This is a genomic window from Streptomyces sp. NPDC085937, from assembly GCF_044540535.1.
In the GTDB taxonomy this organism is placed as follows: Bacteria; Actinomycetota; Actinomycetes; order Streptomycetales; family Streptomycetaceae; genus Streptomyces.
The window spans coordinates 257284-274590 of the sequence record NZ_JBITSH010000006.1 but is presented as its reverse complement, the minus strand read 5'-3'; the positions used below and the strand labels follow the sequence as shown (position 1 = coordinate 274590).

The window sequence follows — 17307 nt, the reverse complement described above, 5'->3', positions numbered from 1 at the left end:
CACTGCCGTCGGCCGGCACGCCTGTGCAGCCCGGCGGAGCCCGACTCGGGCGGCACGCCGGTGGCCGGCGGAGCGCCGCCCGAGTCGGCCCGCCGCGGGTGCCGCACCCGGCTTGGCTCGCAGACCTAACGCGCCGGATTCGGCCTCGCTCGCGGACGGCGGGCGCAACCGAGCGCTCGGTCGAGCCTCGCCCCTGTGCACCGCCGTCGGGCCACGCGTACTCGTCACGGTGAGAGCCGGGCGACCGCTTCAGTGGGGTGCCGCCGTAGTCGTACGGCGCCAGGCACGGTCCGAGACGTCCGCGACCGGCCGACGCCGCCTTCTGACCCGGGTGGCGCGCGCAGTCCGGACACGTGCGCCTGCGGCCGGTGGCACCGGCTCCCCGGGGGAGGCCTGCCCGGCCACGAGCCGGCCCCGTGCTCACGAGGCTCTTACCGCCCAGCGCCGGCGGGTCGGCCGCATCACGGGGTCCGGCCGTCGGGGCGTGACGTGCCGTGGCCGAGCGCCGCGCGCACCCCCGCGCCGCGTACGTCGAAGGGCCCGCTCCGGTTGTTCGGAGCGGGCCCTCTCGGCGTCCTGCGGGATAACTCTGGCGTCAGCGGGCCGGCGTGCTCTGGGCCTGCTGCGGGGCGATGCCCAGGGCGGTCGTGTACTTGGCGAGGGCCAGCTTGCCGATCGCCGGGTACGGGCCCAGCGCCTCGGACGCGGGGCAGCCCGCCTCCTTCGCGGCCTCCTCGACCAGCGAGGCGTCGATCTCCGGGCCGATCAGGTACGGCGCCAGCGCCAGCTGCTGCGAACCGGCGTTGCGCAGCTGCTCGGCCACGGAGGCGATGGAGCCCTCCTGGTCGAGGGCCGCGGCCATCACCGGCACGGCGAGGCGCGCGGCGAGCAGCATGCCGGTGATACCGGCCGCCTGCACCGCCTCGTCGCCGCCCACGGACGCGAGGATGATGCCATCGGCGGCGGTCGCCACGGTGAACAGCCGGGCGCGGTCGGCACGCGCCAGACCCGCCTCGGACAGCCGCACGTGCAGCGCCTCGGCGAGCAGCGGGTGCGGGCCCAGCACATCGGTCAGCTCGGCGGCGACCCGGCTGTCCATCACGGCCTGACGGATCTGGCGCAGCAGCGCGCTGTCCGGGCCGGCGAGCAGCGGGACGACGACGGCGACCGGGCCGTCGGGCTCCTTGACGTCCGAGCCGGCGGCGCGCGCCTGCTCGAAACGGGCGGTGCGCTCCTCGGCCGCGCGCGCCAGGACGGACGTCAGCGAGGGGTACTCCTCGTCGCCGCCGTCGAGGTGGCCGATCCGGGCGTCGAGACCGGGCAGCTCGGAACGTGCGATGCTCACGACCTCGTCGGCGAGCGAGCGGGTGGCACTACTGGGCGTACCCGGCACGGCGAGGACGAGCGCGGGCGCGTCCTCGGGAGCCACCAGGGGTTCGGGACGGCGGTGCCGTCCGGGCTGGCGGGGGCGCGGCATTCGTACGGGCAGGCCGGACGCGGGCCCAGTGGGGGTGCTCATGTTGCGGCATGTTAGTGGCTTCCCGGGCTCCCCTGTTCGGGGAGGGTGCAGGTGAGCGGTATCCGTCCGGTTTTGTCGGATGAGTTACGTACGGGTGCCGGCTGTGCGGGCCATCTCCTCGACTCCCGCGCCGGTCACACACAGCATCTTCTCGTCACGCGGAAGAGTCAGGTGACCTGCTGCGAGGTCCTCGGCGATCCGCACCGCGCCGTGCAGCGGATCCCCCTCCGCGTCGACCCGGCGCACCCCGGGCAGCCGCTCCGCCAACCGCTCGTCCAGGGGCCCCGAAAGCGCGGCACCCAGCCCGAACAGACCGCCGGTGCACCCGACCACACGCTCGCCCTCCGCGGGACCGGGACACACCGCCGCGGCGGAATCGGCCATGTGACGGGCCGCCTCGCGCAGGACGTCCACGGCCACCGGGTCCCCGTCCACCGCGCACGCGCCCACGCGCGGGGCGAACGAGGCGAGCACGGCCGCCCGGTCGTCCCGCGGATACACCTGGCCGGGCAGCCCGGTGACCGGCCCGAACAGCTCCTCGGCGGCCGCCAGCAGCCGCGCGGAGCCCCCGTCCCGTCCGTCGTGCGCACGCAGTGCGGCCTCCAGACCCGCCCGCCCGATCCACGCACCGCCGCCGCAGTCGCCGAGCAGATGGCCCCAGCCGTCCGCCCGGCGCCAGCCGGCCAGATCGGTGCCGACCGCGATCAGGCCCGTACCCGCCGCGATCACCGCGCCGGGCCGGGCCCCGAGCGCACCCACGTACGCCGTCACCGCGTCGGCGGCCAACGCCACGCGGCGCACGCCCAGGTCGCGGGCCAGCCCGCCCGGCAACTCCGCGCGCAGCGCGTCACCCAGGCTGGCCATCCCCGCCGCGCCGATCGCGGCCGTGTCCAGCCGCTCCAGCCCCGCCTCGGCGCACAACGCCCGCGCCATCGGCAGCAGTTGCTCCATGAAGTGACCGGGGTCCAGCCCCCGGTCACCGGTGCGCACCGGCACGTCCGAGGACGCCCGGCCCAGCGGACCGCGCCCGCGCACCCCGACGACGGCCCGCAGGCCCGAGCCGCCGGAGTCGACGGCGAGGTACCCCGCCTCGGTCACGGCAGGCGCCAGTCCACCGGCTGCCCGCCCTGACGGATCAACAGGTCGTTGGCCCGGCTGAAGGGGCGTGAGCCGAAGAACCCGCGGTCCGCGGACATCGGCGACGGGTGCGCCGACTCCACGGCGGGCAGATCACCCAGCAGCGGGCGGCAGTTGCGGGCGTCACGCCCCCACAGGATGGAGATCAGGGGCTTGCCCCGTGCCGCCAGCGCGCGTATCGCCTGCTCGGTGACCTCCTCCCAGCCCTTGCCGCGGTGGGCGCCGGGCTTGCGCGGGGCCGTCGTCAGCGCCCTGTTGAGCAGCAGCACGCCCTGCTCGGTCCACGGGGTGAGGTCACCGTTCGACGGCTGGGGCAGGCCCAGGTCGCTGTTCAGCTCGCGGAAGATGTTGATCAGGCTGCCGGGCAGGGGGCGTACGTCGGGCGCGACGGAGAAGCTCAGGCCCACCGCGTGCCCCGGGGTGGGGTACGGGTCCTGCCCGACGATCAGGACGCGTACCTCGTCGAAGGACTGCTGGAAGGCCCGCAGGACGTTCGCCCCCGCAGGGAGGTAGGTGCGTCCCGCTGCGATCTCCGTGCGGAGGAAGTCCCCCATCGCGGCGATTCGTCCCGCCACCGGTTCGAGGGCCTGCGCCCAGCCCGCTTCGACGATCTCGTTCAAGGGTCGTGGTGCCACGGGCGTCACCCTACTGCCGTGACGTCGGCGGAGATCAACCCGTGGCCCGGACCCGGCGGGATCCGCACGTACCTCACCCGACGACCGCGGCCCGCACGCACAGCACGTCCGGCAGGTGGGAGGCCAACTGGCGCCAGCTGTCCCCGTCGTCGGCGGACGCGAACACCTCGCCGTTGCGGTTGCCGAAGTAGACGCCCGCCGGGTCGGCGTCGTCGCTGCACATCGCGTCGCGCAGCACCGTGCCGTAGTGGTCCTCCTGCGGCAGTCCCGCCGACAGCGGCTCCCAGCTGCCCCCGGCGTCCGCCGTACGGTAGACGCGACATCGCCGGCCGGCCGGCACCCGGTCGGCGTCGGCGTTGATGGGGAACACGTAGGCGGTGCCTCCGTGACGTGGGTGGGCCACCATGGCGAACCCGAAGGTCGACGGCAGTCCCTCGCCGATGTCCGTCCACTTCCCGCCCGCGTCGTCGCTGCGGTAGACCCCCCAGTGGTTCTGCAGGTACAGCCGGTCCGGGTCCGCCGCGTCCCGGGCGACCTTGTGCACGCACTGCCCGAACTCCGGGTTCGGGTCCGGCAGGAACACCGCGGACACCCCCGAGTTGGACGGGCTCCAGCTCGCGCCGCCGTCCTGGGTGCGGAACACGCCCGCCGTGGAGACCGCGACCGTCACCGCCCGCGGGTCACGGGCGTCGGTCAGCACCGTGTGCAGGCCCTCACCGCCGCCGCCCGGCACCCACTTGGAGCGGGTGGGGTGCTCCCACAGCGGCCGGACCAGTTCGAAGGACTCTCCGCGGTCCTCCGAGCGGTACAGCGCGGCCGGTTCCGTCCCCGCGTACACCACGCCGGGCTCGGCCGCGGCCGGGTGCAGCTGCCAGACCCGCTCCAGCGAAGCGCCCGTGTCCGGTGGGAACTTGACGGCGGGGCGGGCCGGCTCGGTCCAGCTGCGGCCCAGGTCGTCCGAGTGGAACACCGACGGTCCCCAGTGCGCGCTGTCCCCGCCCACGAGCAGCCGGGGGTTCGGCCCCCGCGTGTCGATCGCGACCGAGTACACGGCCTGCGCGTTGAAGTAGGGGGACTCGTCGAACTCCCAGGAGCCGCCTCGCCGGCGCCCGATGAACAGGCCCTTGCGGGTGCCCACGGCGAGCAGTACCTCGGTCATGCCGATCACCTCCGTGACGTCGCCTTCGACGTCGTCAGATCAGGACACCGGTCAGTGTGCACCCCACCACTGACAGTGACCCCCGGACGGGCCCTCACCGCAGGTCACAGCGGTGAGGCGGCCGAACGCCGAAGGCGCGACGACCCGCCCGCACGGCGACCGGACCCGATCCCGCCCAGCCCCGTCCGGACCGAGGTTCAGCCCCGCCGCCGGCCCATCCGTGCCCCCCATTCGTGCCCCCCGTCCGTGCCCCCCCATCCGTGCCCCGACCCCGGCTCACCCCTGCCCCGGCAGCGCCCGCTCCACGATCGCGTCCAGACCGGACCCCGCCGGCAGCGTCCCGAAGGCGTGCCCCCAGTCGCCGCCGAGCCGGGTGGCGCAGAAGGCGTCGGCCACCGCGGCCGGCGCCTGCCGCACCAGCAGGGACGCCTGCAGGGTCAGGGCCATCCGCTCCACCAGCCGCCGGGCCGTCCCCTGCGATCCCTCGGCCAGCTGGTCCTTCAGACCGGCCACGGCCGCGTCCAGCCGGGCGTCCGAGCCATGGGTGAGAGCCAGTTCGTCGAACAGCGCCTGCGCGGTCGCCGGGTCGCGGCCGACCGCCCGCAGCACGTCGAGGGCGTTGACGTTGCCCGAGCCCTCCCAGATCGACAGCAGCGGGGCCTCGCGGTAGTGCCGGGGCATGCCCGACTCCTCGACGTAGCCGTTGCCGCCGAGGCACTCCAACGCCTCGGCGGTGAAGGCCGGGCCGCGCTTGGTGACCCAGTACTTGCCGACGGCCGTCGCTATCCGCCGGAACGCGGCCTCCTTCTCGTCCCCGCGCACCGCGCGGTCCGCCGCACCGGCCAGCCGCAGGGTGAGGGTGGTGGCGGCCTCGGACTCCAGCGCGAGATCGGCCAGCACGTTGCGCATCAGCGGCTGGTCCAGCAGGCGCGCACCGAAGGCGGAGCGGTGCCGCGCGTGGTGGCCCGCCTCGACGAGCGTCTTGCGCATCAGGGCGGCCGACATCATCACGCAGTCCAGCCGGGTGCAGTTGACCATCTCGATGATGGTCTTCACGCCCTGGCCCTCGGGCCCGACCAGCCAGGCGACGGTGCCGTCGAACTCGGGCTCGGAGGAAGCGTTGGAGCGGTTGCCCAGCTTCTCCTTGAGGCGCTGGATGCGGAAGGTGTTACGGGTGCCGTCGGGCAGCACCCGGGGCACCAGGAAGCAGGACAGCCCTTCCGGGGCCTGGGCCAGCACCAGGAAGACGTCGCACATCGGCGCCGAGGTGAACCACTTGTGGCCGCGCAGGGTGTAGACGCCGGGCTCGGTGGTCGGCGTGGCGACCGTGCTGTTGGTCCGGACGTCGGAGCCGCCCTGCTTCTCGGTCATCCCCATGCCGGCCAGCAGTCCGCGCTTCTCGGCCGGCACGCGCAGCCCCGGGTCGTACTCACGGCTCGTCAGCAGCGGCTCGTAGATCTTCGCCAGCTCGGGCTGCCGGCGCAGGGCGGGGACGGCCGCGTACGTCATGGACGTGGGGCAGCCGTGTCCCGCGTCGGTGTGGCCCCACACCAGTCCGCCCGCCGTGCGGGCCACGTGCGCGCCGGGGCGGTCGTCCGCCCAGGGGGAGCCGGCCAGTCCCTCGGTGACGGCCGTGCGCATCAGGTGGTGCCAGCTGGGGTGGAAGTCGACCTCGTCGACGCGGTGCCCGTACCGGTCGTGCGTGCGCAGCTCGGGCTCGTGACGGTTGGCCTGGTCGGCCCACTCCTGCGCCTCCTCGCTGCCCGCGAGCCGTCCGAGCCGGCGCAGGTCCTCCTCCGCCCAGCCGGCCCCCTCCCGGCGCAGTCCCTCCAGCAGGGCGGCGTCGTCGGACGCGTCGTAGGGGGCCGGGGGAGGGGGCTGGTTGGTGACGTCGTGCGTGGCCCCGCCGGGGACGTCGAGTCCGAAGGGGGCCTGCTGCGGCTCGTCCGCGCGTGTGAGGGTCATGACTGAGTGTTGCACTATTTCTGCGAACGCATCAATAGTGCAACACACCCATACATCAGTGCCCGCGCACGTCCCTGAGCCGTGCCGGTCGATCAGCGCCTCCATCGCGCCGTCCCGGCCGAGGGGGGTGGGGACCCGCCTGACGGAACCCGGGCATGGCCGGGGGCCTAAAGTACGGCTCCATGGGAAGCGGGAACGCGGCGGAGCCGGCACCGGGGGAAGCGCCGCCGCGCCCGCTCTCCGCGCGGTCGGTGATCCTCAGTCTGCTGCTGGGTACGCACCCGCCGGAGCTCCCGGCGCGCGAGCTCGGACGGCTGGTGGAGGGCTTCGACGTCGGCGGTTCGACGCTGCGGGCGGCGCTCAGCCGGATGGTGGCCGCCGGAGACCTGCGGCGCACCGACATCGGCTACCGCCTGAGCGACCGGCTGCTGGAGCGCCAGCGCCGCCAGGACGAGTCCGTACGGCCGCGTACGCGCGCGTGGGAGGGGGACTGGGAGCTGGTGGTCATCACCGCGACCGGGCGCGGCCCCGCCGAACGGGCGGACCTGCGCACCACTCTGACCGGTCTGCGCCTCGCCGAGCTGCGCGAGGGGGTATGGCTGCGCCCCGCCAACCTCGACCGCCCGCTCCCCGCCGGACTGGACGAGGTGGCCGAACGCGGCACCACCCGCCCCGCGCGGCCCGCCGCCGAACTCGCCGCACTCCTCTGGCCCCTGGACGCCTGGTCGGACGCGGCGCGTGCGCTGCTCGGGCACGTCGGGCGCACCGGGCGTCCGGCCGAGCGGCTGACCCTGTTCGCGGCCGTGGTGCGCCATCTCCTCGCCGACCCCGTGCTGCCCGCGCCCCTGCTGCCCCCGGACTGGCCCGGCGACGAGCTGCGGGCGGTGTACGCGGACTACCGGCGGGAGCTGGAGGGCGAGGTGCGTTCGCTGGTGGGCGGGGCCTGACCGCACGCGGTCGGACGTATGGCGGCCGACAGCCGTAGGGACGCCGCCGGAGACGCCCCCGACGGACGCCGGCGGCTCGGACGTCCCTCGCGGGTGTCCGGGCCGCCGGCGTGACGGTGTGGGCGGTGAGCAGGTCAGACGGAGAGGTGGTACTGGTCCGGCACGCGGACCCGCCCGTCCAGATCGCGGGCGGCCTGCCGGGCCCAGGACGGGTTGCGCAGCAGCTCACGGCCGAGCAGCACCGCGTCGGCCTCGCCGTTGGCGAGAATCTTCTCCGCCTGCTCGGGGTCCGTGATCAGCCCCACGGCGGCGACGGGCATGGGGGTCTCCTGGCGCACCCGCGCGGCGAACGGCACCTGGTAGCCGGGTCCGGTCGGGATGCGGACGCCGGTGGCGTTGCCGCCGGTGGAGACGTCGAGCAGGTCGATGCCGCGGGCGTGCAGGTCGGCGGCGAGACGGACGGTGTCGTCCGGGGTCCAGCCGTCCGCCTCCAGCCAGTCCGTGGCGGAGACGCGGAAGAACAGCGGCTTGTCGTCCGGCCACTCCTCGCGCACGGCGTCCACCACCTCGAACGCGAACCGCGTCCGGTTCTCGTACGAACCGCCGTAGGCGTCGGTGCGGTGGTTGGAGTGCGGGGAGAGGAACTCGTTGATCAGGTAGCCGTGGGCGCCGTGGATCTCGGCGATCTCGAAACCTGCCGCGAGCGCCCTGCGGGCGGCGGCGCGGAACTGGCCGACGATCTCCCTGATCTGCTCCGTGCTCAACTCGTCCGGCACCTGGTGGCGCTCGCTGAAGGGAACCGCGCTGGGTGCGACCGGCTGCCAGGCGTGGTCGTCCGGTCCGAGCGGAGCCCCGCCCTTCCAGGGCCGGTCGGTCGCGGCCTTGCGTCCGGCGTGCGCGAGCTGGATGGCCGGCACGGTGCCGTGCGCGGCGAGGAAGCGGGTGATCCGGCGGAACGCCTCGACCTGGGTGTCGTTCCAGATGCCCAGGTCGTACGGCGAGATGCGGCCCTCGGGCGACACCGCCGTGGCCTCGGCGACGATCAGACCCGCACCGCCGGTGGCGCGGGCGGCGTAGTGCGCGAAGTGCCAGTCGTTCGGGGCGCCGGCCTCCGGGCCGTCCGGCGCCGCGGAGTACTGGCACATCGGGGCCATCCACACACGGTTGGGGATCGTCAGGGCGCGCAGGGTGTACGGCTCGAAGAGCGTGCTCACGATGAGCTCCATTCGGCGGAGACGGCGGGTGTGCGACTCGTACGATAGCCGTCGTAGTACGGCGGATGTCAAACTACGAAGGTTCTCGTACAATGAGGGCTCCCAAGGCACCATGGAGCCGCCGTGACGACCGACCTTCCCAGCCGCCGCGTCCTGCCCCACCCCGCGCGGGACGAGGTCCGCCTGGAGTCCGTGCTGCACGCGCTGTCCGACCCTGTCCGGATGCGCATCGTCCGCGAACTCGCGGGCGCCGAGGCCGCGTTGTCCTGCTCCTACTTCGACCTCCCGGTCACCAAGTCCACCACCACGCACCACTTCCGCGTGCTGCGCGAGAGCGGTGTGATCCAGCAGGTGTACGAAGGCACCGCCAAGATGAACGGCCTGCGCCGGGAGGATTTGGACGCCCTGTTCCCCGGCCTTCTCGACGCCCTCCTCGTCGCGGCGCGCCGGCAGGCGACGCGGGACGCCCAGTCCTGACGCGCCGCCCCCGCGCGGTCAGAGGGCCGGCGGTGTGCCGGCTGCTCGGTGAGGGCGGTGACCGCTACGTCGCGACGGCCATGGAAAGGACGCCGCCCACGGACGCGGCCGGGCTCACGCGGCTGACGGGGACCTGGCTCGGCATCCGCCGCTCCCGGGCGGGAGTTCCTGGACGCCTACCCGCTGCCGCTCCGGCCGGTGTCCACCGAGCCGCCCGTCGAACCGTGGCTGGAGTCACGCGACGCGGCGGGACGCGAGCCGGTCGCCGGCGGGGCGCGAGCCGTTCGCCGGTGGGATGCGGCTGTGCACGGTGACCAGCTTCGGGGGCGTGCCCGCCGTGGCCGTACCGACGGGAACGCGCGACGGACTGCCGTGCGGGGTGCGGGTCGGGGGGCGTGCGTTCCGGGGACGGACCTGTGCCTGGCCGCCGCCCAGGAGATCGAGGACCGCCCCGGCGTGCTGACGCCGGTCGACCCCGTACGTGACGTCCCGGCCGGAGCCCGGACTACCCGCCCTCCTCCCGGGCCGCGGTCAGCAGCGCCTCCCAGTCGGGGAGTTTGACGACACCCCGCCCCAGGGAGGCGCCCAGGCGTGCCTCGGCGCGCTCGATGGCCTGCCAGCCCCGCCACGGCACCGGGTCGACGCCCTGCGCCCGCAGGGCCGTCAGCGGGTCGCCGGGCAGATCCCGCCGGGTGAGCGCCGGTGCGTCCGCCAGCAGGGACGTCACCGTCTCCTTGGCACACGAGCGGTTGGTGCCGATGACACCGGTCGGACCCCGCTTGATCCAGCCCGCCACGTACTCGCCCGGCGCGACCGCACCCCCGCGCAGCACCCGCCCCGCGAGATGCGGCACCGTGCCCGTCGCGGCGTCGAACGGCAGCCCCTCCAGCGGTACGCCCCGGTAGCCGACCGACCGCAGCACCAGCCGGCCCTCGATCACCTCGAAGCGGCCCGTCCCCGTGACCCCGCCCCGTCCGTCCGGCGCGGTCCGTTCGAAGCGCACGGCGCCCACCGCGCCGTCCCGGGCGAGCACTTCGACCGGGCGGAGGAAGAAGCGCAGCCGGATCAGGCGCCGGACGCCGGAGCGCGCCGGACCGGTCCAGCCGCGCAGCACCTCGACGTTGCGGCGGCCGGCCGGGGGCAGCCCGGCGGGGTCGGTGAACCCGGGGTCCAGCGCCGCCTCGGCCGCGTCGACCTCGACCCCCGTGTCCGGCAGCGTCCCCAGTTCGCGCAGCTCCTTGGTGGTGAAGCGGGCCTGCGACGGACCCCGCCGGCCCACCATGTGGATCTCCGTCACCTCGCTCGCCGCCAGCGCGGTCAGCGCCCCGTGCGGCATGTCGGTCGGGCTCAGCTCACCCGCCCCGCGCGCCAGCATGCGGGTGACGTCCACGGCGACGTTCCCCACGCCGACGACCACGGCCGACCGCACCCCGCGCAGGAACCCCAGGTCGGCGGCGTCCGGGTGCGCGCTGTACCAGGACACGAACTCGGTCGCCGACCAGCTGCCCGGCAGCTCCTCGCCCGGGATGCCCAGCCGCCGGTCCGTGGCGGCCCCCACGCAGTACACCACCGCGTGGTACAGCTCCCGCAGCCGGGCGGGCGGCACCCCGTCCGGGCCGACCCGGACCGCGCCCAGGAAGCGCACACGCTCGTGCTCCAGCACCGCGCGCAGGTTGTTCTGCAGCGACTTGATCTTCTCGTGGTCCGGTGCCACGCCGTAGCGGACCAGACCGTAGGGGCACGGCAGACGGTCCAGGACGTCGACGCGTACCCGGGGATCGAGCTGGACGAGGCTCTGCGCGGTGTAGCACCCGCTGGGCCCGGACCCGACGACGGCGACACGCAGCACGCGGAACTCCTCACCCCGGGGGATCGACAGGAGATCGCCGATGCCTCCAGCATGGCACCGTCCGCACTCCGCTGACAGGGTGCCGTCGGCCGTCCGGGGTGCGTGTTCCTACGGAGGGAAACTGATCACGCGGTTACGTTGCCTGTGTGCTCGAGGCATCTTTTCTTCAACTTTCCGATCGCTCTCCGGCGGAGGGTGCGGTGTCCGTGTGGCCCGCGTGGGAGGTGCGGGAGGGCGAGCGGGCCACCCGGTGGCTCCATGTGCGGGTGGCCTTCCGTGACGGCGCCACGATCGAGGCGCTGGCGACGGTGTGCGGGGGGTGGGTCTGTGTGGAGGACGTCCAGGCCCGCCCGGCGCTCGCCCTGGAGGACCTGGCCGTGTTCGCCGACTGGATCGAGGGACCGCTGGCCGAGGCGTGCGGCGCCGAGCCGGAACCGGACCGCGGGGAGGACGCCGGCGGTGCGCACCGGGACGGCTCCGGCCCGTCCGGCGGGCGGGCGCAGTGGCCGCTGGTGGCCCGGACCTACCGCGCGGCGCAGGAACGCGGCGCCGATCCGGTCCTCGCGGTGATGGACCGGACCGGGTACAGCCGGCGCGGGGCACTGCGGCTCATCGGGCGGACGCGCGACGCGGGTCTGCTCTCCCCGCGCCACGCCCGCCGCTGAGCGGCCCGTCCTCCGGGCGGGGCGTCACAGCAGGTCGCGCATCCGGTTGATCTCGCTGGTCTGCTGCGCGACCACGTCGTCCGCCATCTCCTCGATCCGGATGTTGTTCCCCTGGCCCTTCACGTCCGTGGCCATGGTGATCGCGCCCTGGTGGTGCGTGATCATCAGCGTGAGGAACAACTGGTCGAAGGCCTTGCCCTCGGCCGCGCGCAACTGCTTCAACTGCGCCTCGGTGGCCATCCCGGGCATCGTCGCGTGGTCGTGCCCGTGCCCCGACTCCCGCTCCGGCTTGCCGTGGGTGCGCAGCCAGCCCCGCATCGCACCGATCTCCGGCTTCTGCGCCGCGGCGATCCGCTCGGCCAGCTTGACGACCTTCACCGACTCGGCGCGCCCGGGCGCGAGTTCGGTCATGTCCAGCGCCTGCGCGTGGTGCTGGATCATCATCCGCGCATAGGACACGTCCGCGGAGTTGGGGGAGTCGTCCTCGGTGCGCTGCCGCTGGGCCTCCTCGGCAGACAGGGTCCGGTTCTGCTCGCCGGGCGCGCCGGGCGCGATCACCGAAGGTCCGGTCGCGGGGGCCGACTTGGCGCCGTCCGAGTCGGGGTCGGAGTCGCAGCCTACGAGCCCGAGGACGGCCAGCGCGGTCAGCCCGGCGGTGACGACGGACAGGCGCGGCACGCGGCGGCGGTGGTGCACATGGACCTCCTGTGGCTTGGCGGTATTCCCGCTCGGCGGTGGTGCGAACACCTCGTGAGTGTCGGTGACCGTCCTAGCACGCTTCCGCGCAACTTCGATCAAAAAACTTTGTTGCGATGCTGTGGAGCCCCTGTTGGTATGTGCATGTCGAAGACGATACTGCCGGTGCCACACCGTTCCAACGTGAACGGAACCAGGGAGGAAAACAGTGATCCTGTTGAGCGTTTCCCGCACCCGGCGGAGACGGCTGGGAGTTGCCGCGGCAGCGGGCGGCCTGCTGGCCGCGCTGCTCACCGCCGCGCCCGCCGCGGCGATCCCGGACCCGGGGGACTCGCCCGCCGCCGCGAAGGAAGTGTCCCGCAGCGACCAGGCCGAGGCCCGCGCCGCCATCAAGAGCGGTGAGATACCCGGCCAGGACGAGATCGTCCACTCCGCCAACATCAAGCACGTGGCCAACATCCCCAAGGACGTGCTGTCCGGCACCAACTCGGACCTCGCCTTCCAGGGGAAGTACGCCTTCGCCGGCAACTACGACGGCTTCCGCATCTTCGACATCAGCAACCCCAAGGCACCCAAGACGGTCGCCCAGGTGCTGTGCCCCGGATCGCAGAACGACATCTCCGTCTCCGGCAACCTGCTGTTCCTGTCGACGGACTCCTCGCGCAGCGACAGCAGCTGCAACAGCACCACGCAGCCCGCCACCGAGAAGTCCTCCTGGGAGGGCATGAAGGTCTTCGACATCAGCGACAAGCGCAACCCGCGCTACGTCGCCGCCGTCGAGACCGCCTGCGGCTCGCACACCCACACGCTGGTGCCAGACCGCAAGAACGTATACGTCTACGTCTCCTCCTACTCGCCCAACGCCGCCTACCCGGACTGCCAACCGCCGCACGACGGCATCTCCGTGATCAAGGTGCCGCGCAAGGCCCCGCACAAGGCCGCCCTGGTCGGATTCCCCGTGCTGTTCCCGGGTGAGGGCCCGGACGGCGGCGGCAACCCGGGCGCGCCCACCAACCCGGGCGTCTCCAAGACCACCGGCTGCCACGACATCACCGTGCTGCCCTCGAAGGACCTGGCCGCCGGCGCCTGCATGGGCGACGGCATCCTGTTCTCCATCAAGAACCCCGAGCGTCCGCGGGTGATCGACCGCGTCCAGGACAACGTGAACTTCGCGTTCTGGCACTCGGCGACGTTCAACCAGAAGGCCAACAAGGTCGTCTTCACCGACGAGCTGGGCGGCGGCGGCGCGGCCACCTGCAACGCGGAGATCGGCCCCAACCGCGGCGCCGACGGCATCTACGACATCGTCGGCAAGGGCGACCGCAGCAAGCTGGTCTTCCGCAGCTACTTCAAGATCCCCCGCCACCAGGCGGACACCGAGAACTGCGTGGCCCACAACGGCTCGCTGATCCCCGTCCGCGGCCGTGACCTGATGGTCCAGGCCTGGTACCAGGGCGGCATCTCGGTCTGGGACTTCACCAACTCCAAGAAGCCGCAGGAGATCGCCTACTTCGAGCGCGGACCGCTCTCCACCGACCAGCTGGTCACCGGCGGTTCGTGGTCGGCGTACTACTACAACGGCTACATCTACTCCAACGACATGGCCAAGGGCTTCGACGTCCTGAAGATCGACGACAAGCGCACGGACGCGGCCCGCAAGGTCCACATGGACGAGCTCAACGTGCAGACGCAGCCGGACTACTTCGACTGAGTTCCCGGCTCCGTCGCGAAGAACCGGGCCATGTCCGTCCGGTCCTTCTCCCTCGTCCCGCCGGTCCCCTCGGGGTCCGGCGGGACACCCATCTCCCAGTCCAGCCGGTAACGCTTGAACAGTTCGGCACGCAGCACCGGCACGGGCATCGGCGCCCCCGGCATCACGGCCGCGTACACGGCGCCCATCAACAGCGCCCGCAGCATGGGGTAGTCGGCTCCGACGTCCTTCGAACCGTGCCGTGCCACGGTGTCGCTGAGCAGCTCCGCCAGCCGCCGCTGCTCGGGACAGGGCAGGAAACCCTCGGCCTGCAGCAGCCCCGCCATGTGCCAGCGCATCAGCACCGGGCGCTCGCGCGCCAGGCCCAGGATCGCGTCGACGGCCCGCGCCATCCGCTCCCGGCCGTCCTCCGTGCGCGGCTCGCGCTCCAGCCCCTCCTCCAGGGTGCGGTGCATCAGCCGGTGCACCGCGGACTGCACGAGCTGCCGCTTCCCCGGGAAGTAGTACGACACCAGGCCCCGCGCGGAGCCCGCCCGGTCGGCGATGTCGGCCAGTGTGGTCGCCTCGTAGCCGCGCTCGTCGACCAGCTCGACGGCCGCGTGCAGCAGCCGCTCCTTGGAACGCCGACGCAACTCTTCATTGACCAGGGCGCTGCGCGGGGACATGCTGGACTCCTGCGTTGACTGGCTGCCAGCCAACTATACTCAGCGCACCCGGACGGGCCCTTGGCGGGCCCACTTCCGGCTGCCGTTCACCTCGGGCGACACGGGGGATCGTCCGAGGTGAACGGTTCGGGGTGAGGCGGACGGTTCCGTGAGGGGGCCGGCGAGCCCGAGCCGCTGGTCCGGACCTGCGGGTCCTCGTCGGCCACGGGCCGCAGCCGCCGGTGCACCGCGACCGCCGCGACGACCACCAGAGCGCCGAGCAGCCAGCCGCCGAGCACGTCCGACGGCCAGTGCACGCCGAGCCAGACGCGGGTGAGACCGACCCCGATCACCGAGACGACCGCCACGGCCAGCGCCGTCCGCCACAGTGCCGGACCCGCCCCCTGACGGCGCAGCACCCACAGCAGCAGACCCAGCACCACCGTCGCGGTCATCGCGTGACCCGAGGGGAAGGCGGCGTAGTGCGCGGTGTCGACCGGATCGGACCAGACCGGGCGCTCCCGGTCCACCGCGGCCTTCAGTCCCTGTTGCAGCGCCGTGCCGACGGCCACCACCAGGACCAGCCACAACGCCGTCCACCGGGCCGCGTGACGTGTAATCAGCCAGACCACGGCCACCCCGCACAGCAGACGCATCGTCCAGGGGTCCCACACCCAGTCCGTCAGCACCCGCGCCGCCCGGGTCAGGCCCCCTTCCGTGACCGCCCAGCGGTGGGTGGTCCGGGAGATGTCACCGTCCAGGTTCAGCAGAGGGCGCCACTCGGCGGCGACCAGCGCCAGCAGGAGGGCCGACGCGACGATCAGCACCGCGGCGGGAGCGGCCAAGGAGCGGGCCGTCGTGCGGCGCCGGGCGGGCCGAGGCGGTGCGGGGGCGTGGGGGTTGCGCATGGGGTGATCCTCGCCGACCGTAGGCGTCCGGGCCAGGACCCGGCACGCCCGGTCCACTGGGGGCGCGGACCGGCCCGGTCCCGGGACGGTCCGGCCGCGTCGGGGCCGTCGCCTACCCCAGTGCCCGCAATCCCGGCAGGAACGCCACGAGGAGGGGAACCACCGGCACCAGCGACGCGACCGCCGTCAGCCGCAGCCGCCGTCCCGCGGTGAGCCTCTCCCGCGGGGCGAGCAGCCGGTGCACCCGCGCCGGGACGTCGGCGCGCGACGCCGGTCCGGGGCCGAACACCCCGCGGTCCTCGTTGAGTTCGACCAGGGCGAGGGCGGTGGTCAGCCGGCCGAAGCGGCGGGACGCCGTGTCGTCGGCGGCGAGCTCGACCAGCCGGTGCATCTCGTCGCGGAACGCGGAGAACACCGGCACCTGCGGGAAACCCTCCGCCAGCGCCGACGAGCAGTGCAGCAGCCAGTCGTGCCGGGCCTGCGCGTGACCGCGCTCGTGTGCCAGCACGGCGTCCAGCTGGCGCCCCTTCAGCCGCCGCAACGCCGCGGTGGTGACGACCAGTTGGGGCGGGGTGCCGGGCAGGCACCAGGCGTCGGACCGGTCGCCCTCCAGCACCACCAGCCGGTCTGACGCCGTCTCCTCGCCGGGCAGCAGTGGCGCCCGCCGCAGCAGCTCGACGCGGCGCGCCCGGCGCCGGGTCCGGGCCCGCGCGATCTCCCGCACCAGCATCACCGCGCTCCACAGCCCGCCGCACGCCAGCGCCACCGCCGTGACATGCGCCCAGACGCCCGCCGTACCGAGTGTGTAGGCCTCCACCACCGCGCCGGGCGCCCCGGTGAAGACATGGCCGCCCACCGCCCGCCAGGCGGCCGCCGCGCTGAACGTCATCGACAGGGCGCAGCACAGCAGCACCGCCGCGATCACGCACTGCCAGGCCCAGAGGGCGACGACCGGCTCACGGTCCGGCCAGTCGGCCCGCGCGAGCAGCCGGGGACCCACGACAGCGGTCAGGGCGCCGAGCATCAGCAGGACCGCGGGGAGGATCATGACAGCAGCCTAGAAGCGCGGACGGCCCGTGGATACGGACCCGCGGTCGGAAGTGACGCAGACAACGGTCCCGCGCGGTGCCCGGACGGCCTCTTGCGCGCCCTCACATCGTCAGCAGCATCGCCACCATCGCGATCCCCATCGACAGCCGGCAGGCCCGCGCCACCTCCGGCCGGTCGCCCCAGCCGGTCGCCGGACCTCCCGCCACGGCGGCCAGGGGCACCAGCCGCGCGCCCGTCACCAGCACGTACGCGGCGAAGTACAGCAACAGGACCCCGGTGAGCAGAGGTGTGCCCGCACCGCCGTGGTGCGCCCCGCCCGGCCCGGCCGCCATCCCCGCCGCCATGTAGACCATCGCGCCCGCGCCCACCGCGTGGTGCAGATGGCGCGCGGAGGCGCGGGCCGACCACAGCGCGTGCAGACCGGCCGCCGCGAACAACGCCGCCCAGAGCGGCCAGGTCCAGGCCGGCGGGGTGAACGCCGCCGCCGGCACCGCCATCGCCGCCATCCCGAACCCCATCAGCGCCTCGCCGCCGGCGGCCCGGCGCTGCTCCTCCACGCGGCTGCGCATCCGCAGCAGGCAGTACATGCCGGTGGCCGCGCAGAGCACCACCAGCAGCCAGCCGGACGATCCCGGTCCGTGCACGCGAACCCCCCTCGTACCGCTCCACCGGACGGTCAGGAGATGCCCCCGCCCGACGGCGTGTACGCGAGCGCGAAGGGGTACGAGGGG

At 73.8% G+C, this 17307-nt stretch carries 16 protein-coding genes and 1 pseudogene; 5 read left to right on the top strand and 12 right to left on the bottom strand.

Annotated elements, in window-relative coordinates; all coding sequences use genetic code 11:
• Positions 1 to 595 precede the first annotated feature (595 nt).
• The 5 genes from ACIF8S_RS15895 to ACIF8S_RS15875 all read right to left on the bottom strand — a co-directional run bounded on the left by ACIF8S_RS15895 (position 596) and on the right by ACIF8S_RS15875 (position 6415).
• Positions 596 to 1519 (bottom strand): sirohydrochlorin chelatase, encoded by a 924-nt coding sequence (locus tag ACIF8S_RS15895; RefSeq protein WP_399999708.1) that lies wholly within the window; start codon positions 1517 to 1519, stop codon positions 596 to 598.
• A gap of 84 nt (positions 1520 to 1603) precedes the next feature.
• On the bottom strand, positions 1604 to 2617 hold the full coding sequence (locus ACIF8S_RS15890) for an N-acetylglucosamine kinase (RefSeq protein ID WP_399999707.1): 1014 nt from the start codon (positions 2615 to 2617) through the stop codon (positions 1604 to 1606).
• The gene (locus tag ACIF8S_RS15885) at positions 2614 to 3291 is read right to left on the bottom strand and encodes a uracil-DNA glycosylase (RefSeq protein WP_399999706.1); all 678 of its coding nucleotides are present in this window, start codon (positions 3289 to 3291) and stop codon (positions 2614 to 2616) included. The genes ACIF8S_RS15890 and ACIF8S_RS15885 overlap by 4 nt, the downstream gene beginning before the upstream one ends.
• A 73-nt stretch (positions 3292 to 3364) precedes the next feature.
• A complete protein-coding gene (locus tag ACIF8S_RS15880) occupies positions 3365 to 4450 on the bottom strand; it encodes a WD40/YVTN/BNR-like repeat-containing protein (protein WP_399999705.1) in 1086 nt (361 codons plus the stop codon).
• A gap of 276 nt (positions 4451 to 4726) precedes the next feature.
• Complete coding sequence (locus tag ACIF8S_RS15875; protein ID WP_399999704.1) at positions 4727 to 6415, bottom strand: DNA alkylation response protein; 1689 nt, start codon at positions 6413 to 6415, stop codon at positions 4727 to 4729.
• Between the two features lie 182 nt (positions 6416 to 6597).
• Here ACIF8S_RS15875 and ACIF8S_RS15870 point away from each other — a divergent pair, with 182 nt between their 5' ends.
• On the top strand, positions 6598 to 7362 hold the full coding sequence (locus tag ACIF8S_RS15870) for a PaaX family transcriptional regulator C-terminal domain-containing protein (protein ID WP_399999703.1): 765 nt from the start codon (positions 6598 to 6600) through the stop codon (positions 7360 to 7362).
• 134 nt (positions 7363 to 7496) lie between these two features.
• On the opposite strand, the gene ACIF8S_RS15865 is transcribed toward ACIF8S_RS15870, so the two are convergent.
• Entirely contained in the window at positions 7497 to 8576 is a 1080-nt protein-coding gene (locus ACIF8S_RS15865; protein WP_399999702.1) for an NADH:flavin oxidoreductase/NADH oxidase, read from the bottom strand.
• A gap of 123 nt (positions 8577 to 8699) precedes the next feature.
• On the opposite strand from ACIF8S_RS15865, the gene ACIF8S_RS15860 reads away from it, so the two are divergent.
• Positions 8700 to 9053, top strand: a complete 354-nt coding sequence (locus ACIF8S_RS15860) for an ArsR/SmtB family transcription factor (protein WP_399999701.1) — start codon at positions 8700 to 8702, stop codon at positions 9051 to 9053.
• Between the two features lie 26 nt (positions 9054 to 9079).
• Positions 9080 to 9614: pseudogene (locus ACIF8S_RS15855) on the top strand (hypothetical protein); the annotation flags it as partial.
• On the opposite strand, the gene ACIF8S_RS15850 reads toward ACIF8S_RS15855, so the two are convergent.
• On the bottom strand, positions 9559 to 10902 hold the full coding sequence (locus ACIF8S_RS15850; protein WP_399999700.1) for an FAD-dependent oxidoreductase: 1344 nt from the start codon (positions 10900 to 10902) through the stop codon (positions 9559 to 9561). The pseudogene ACIF8S_RS15855 and the gene ACIF8S_RS15850 sit on opposite strands and share 56 nt — an antisense overlap.
• Before the next feature lie 200 nt (positions 10903 to 11102).
• On the opposite strand from ACIF8S_RS15850, the gene ACIF8S_RS15845 reads away from it, so the two are divergent.
• Entirely contained in the window at positions 11103 to 11567 is a 465-nt protein-coding gene (locus ACIF8S_RS15845; RefSeq protein WP_399999699.1) for a DUF6214 family protein, read from the top strand.
• Between the two features lie 24 nt (positions 11568 to 11591).
• On the opposite strand, the gene ACIF8S_RS15840 is transcribed toward ACIF8S_RS15845, so the two are convergent.
• Positions 11592 to 12263 (bottom strand): DUF305 domain-containing protein, encoded by a 672-nt coding sequence (locus ACIF8S_RS15840; protein ID WP_399999698.1) that lies wholly within the window; start codon positions 12261 to 12263, stop codon positions 11592 to 11594.
• Between the two features lie 208 nt (positions 12264 to 12471).
• Here ACIF8S_RS15840 and ACIF8S_RS15835 point away from each other — a divergent pair, with 208 nt between their 5' ends.
• Entirely contained in the window at positions 12472 to 13974 is a 1503-nt protein-coding gene (locus tag ACIF8S_RS15835; protein ID WP_399999697.1) for an LVIVD repeat-containing protein, read from the top strand.
• On the opposite strand, the gene ACIF8S_RS15830 is transcribed toward ACIF8S_RS15835, so the two are convergent.
• From ACIF8S_RS15830 to ACIF8S_RS15815, 4 genes are all read right to left on the bottom strand, one after another.
• A complete protein-coding gene (locus ACIF8S_RS15830; RefSeq protein WP_399999696.1) occupies positions 13962 to 14639 on the bottom strand; it encodes a TetR/AcrR family transcriptional regulator in 678 nt (225 codons plus the stop codon). The genes ACIF8S_RS15835 and ACIF8S_RS15830 overlap by 13 nt on opposite strands.
• 86 nt (positions 14640 to 14725) lie before the next feature.
• Positions 14726 to 15526: a phosphatase PAP2 family protein gene (locus ACIF8S_RS15825; RefSeq protein ID WP_399999695.1), complete on the bottom strand. Its 801-nt coding sequence runs from the start codon at positions 15524 to 15526 to the stop codon at positions 14726 to 14728.
• A 112-nt stretch (positions 15527 to 15638) separates the two neighbouring features.
• Positions 15639 to 16574 carry a M56 family metallopeptidase gene (locus ACIF8S_RS15820; RefSeq protein ID WP_399999694.1) on the bottom strand — a complete coding sequence of 312 codons (936 nt, stop codon included), beginning with the start codon at positions 16572 to 16574 and terminating at the stop codon, positions 15639 to 15641.
• Positions 16575 to 16677: 103 nt separating this feature from the next.
• Positions 16678 to 17220, bottom strand: a complete 543-nt coding sequence (locus tag ACIF8S_RS15815; protein ID WP_399999693.1) for a DUF5134 domain-containing protein — start codon at positions 17218 to 17220, stop codon at positions 16678 to 16680.
• Positions 17221 to 17307 lie beyond the last annotated feature (87 nt).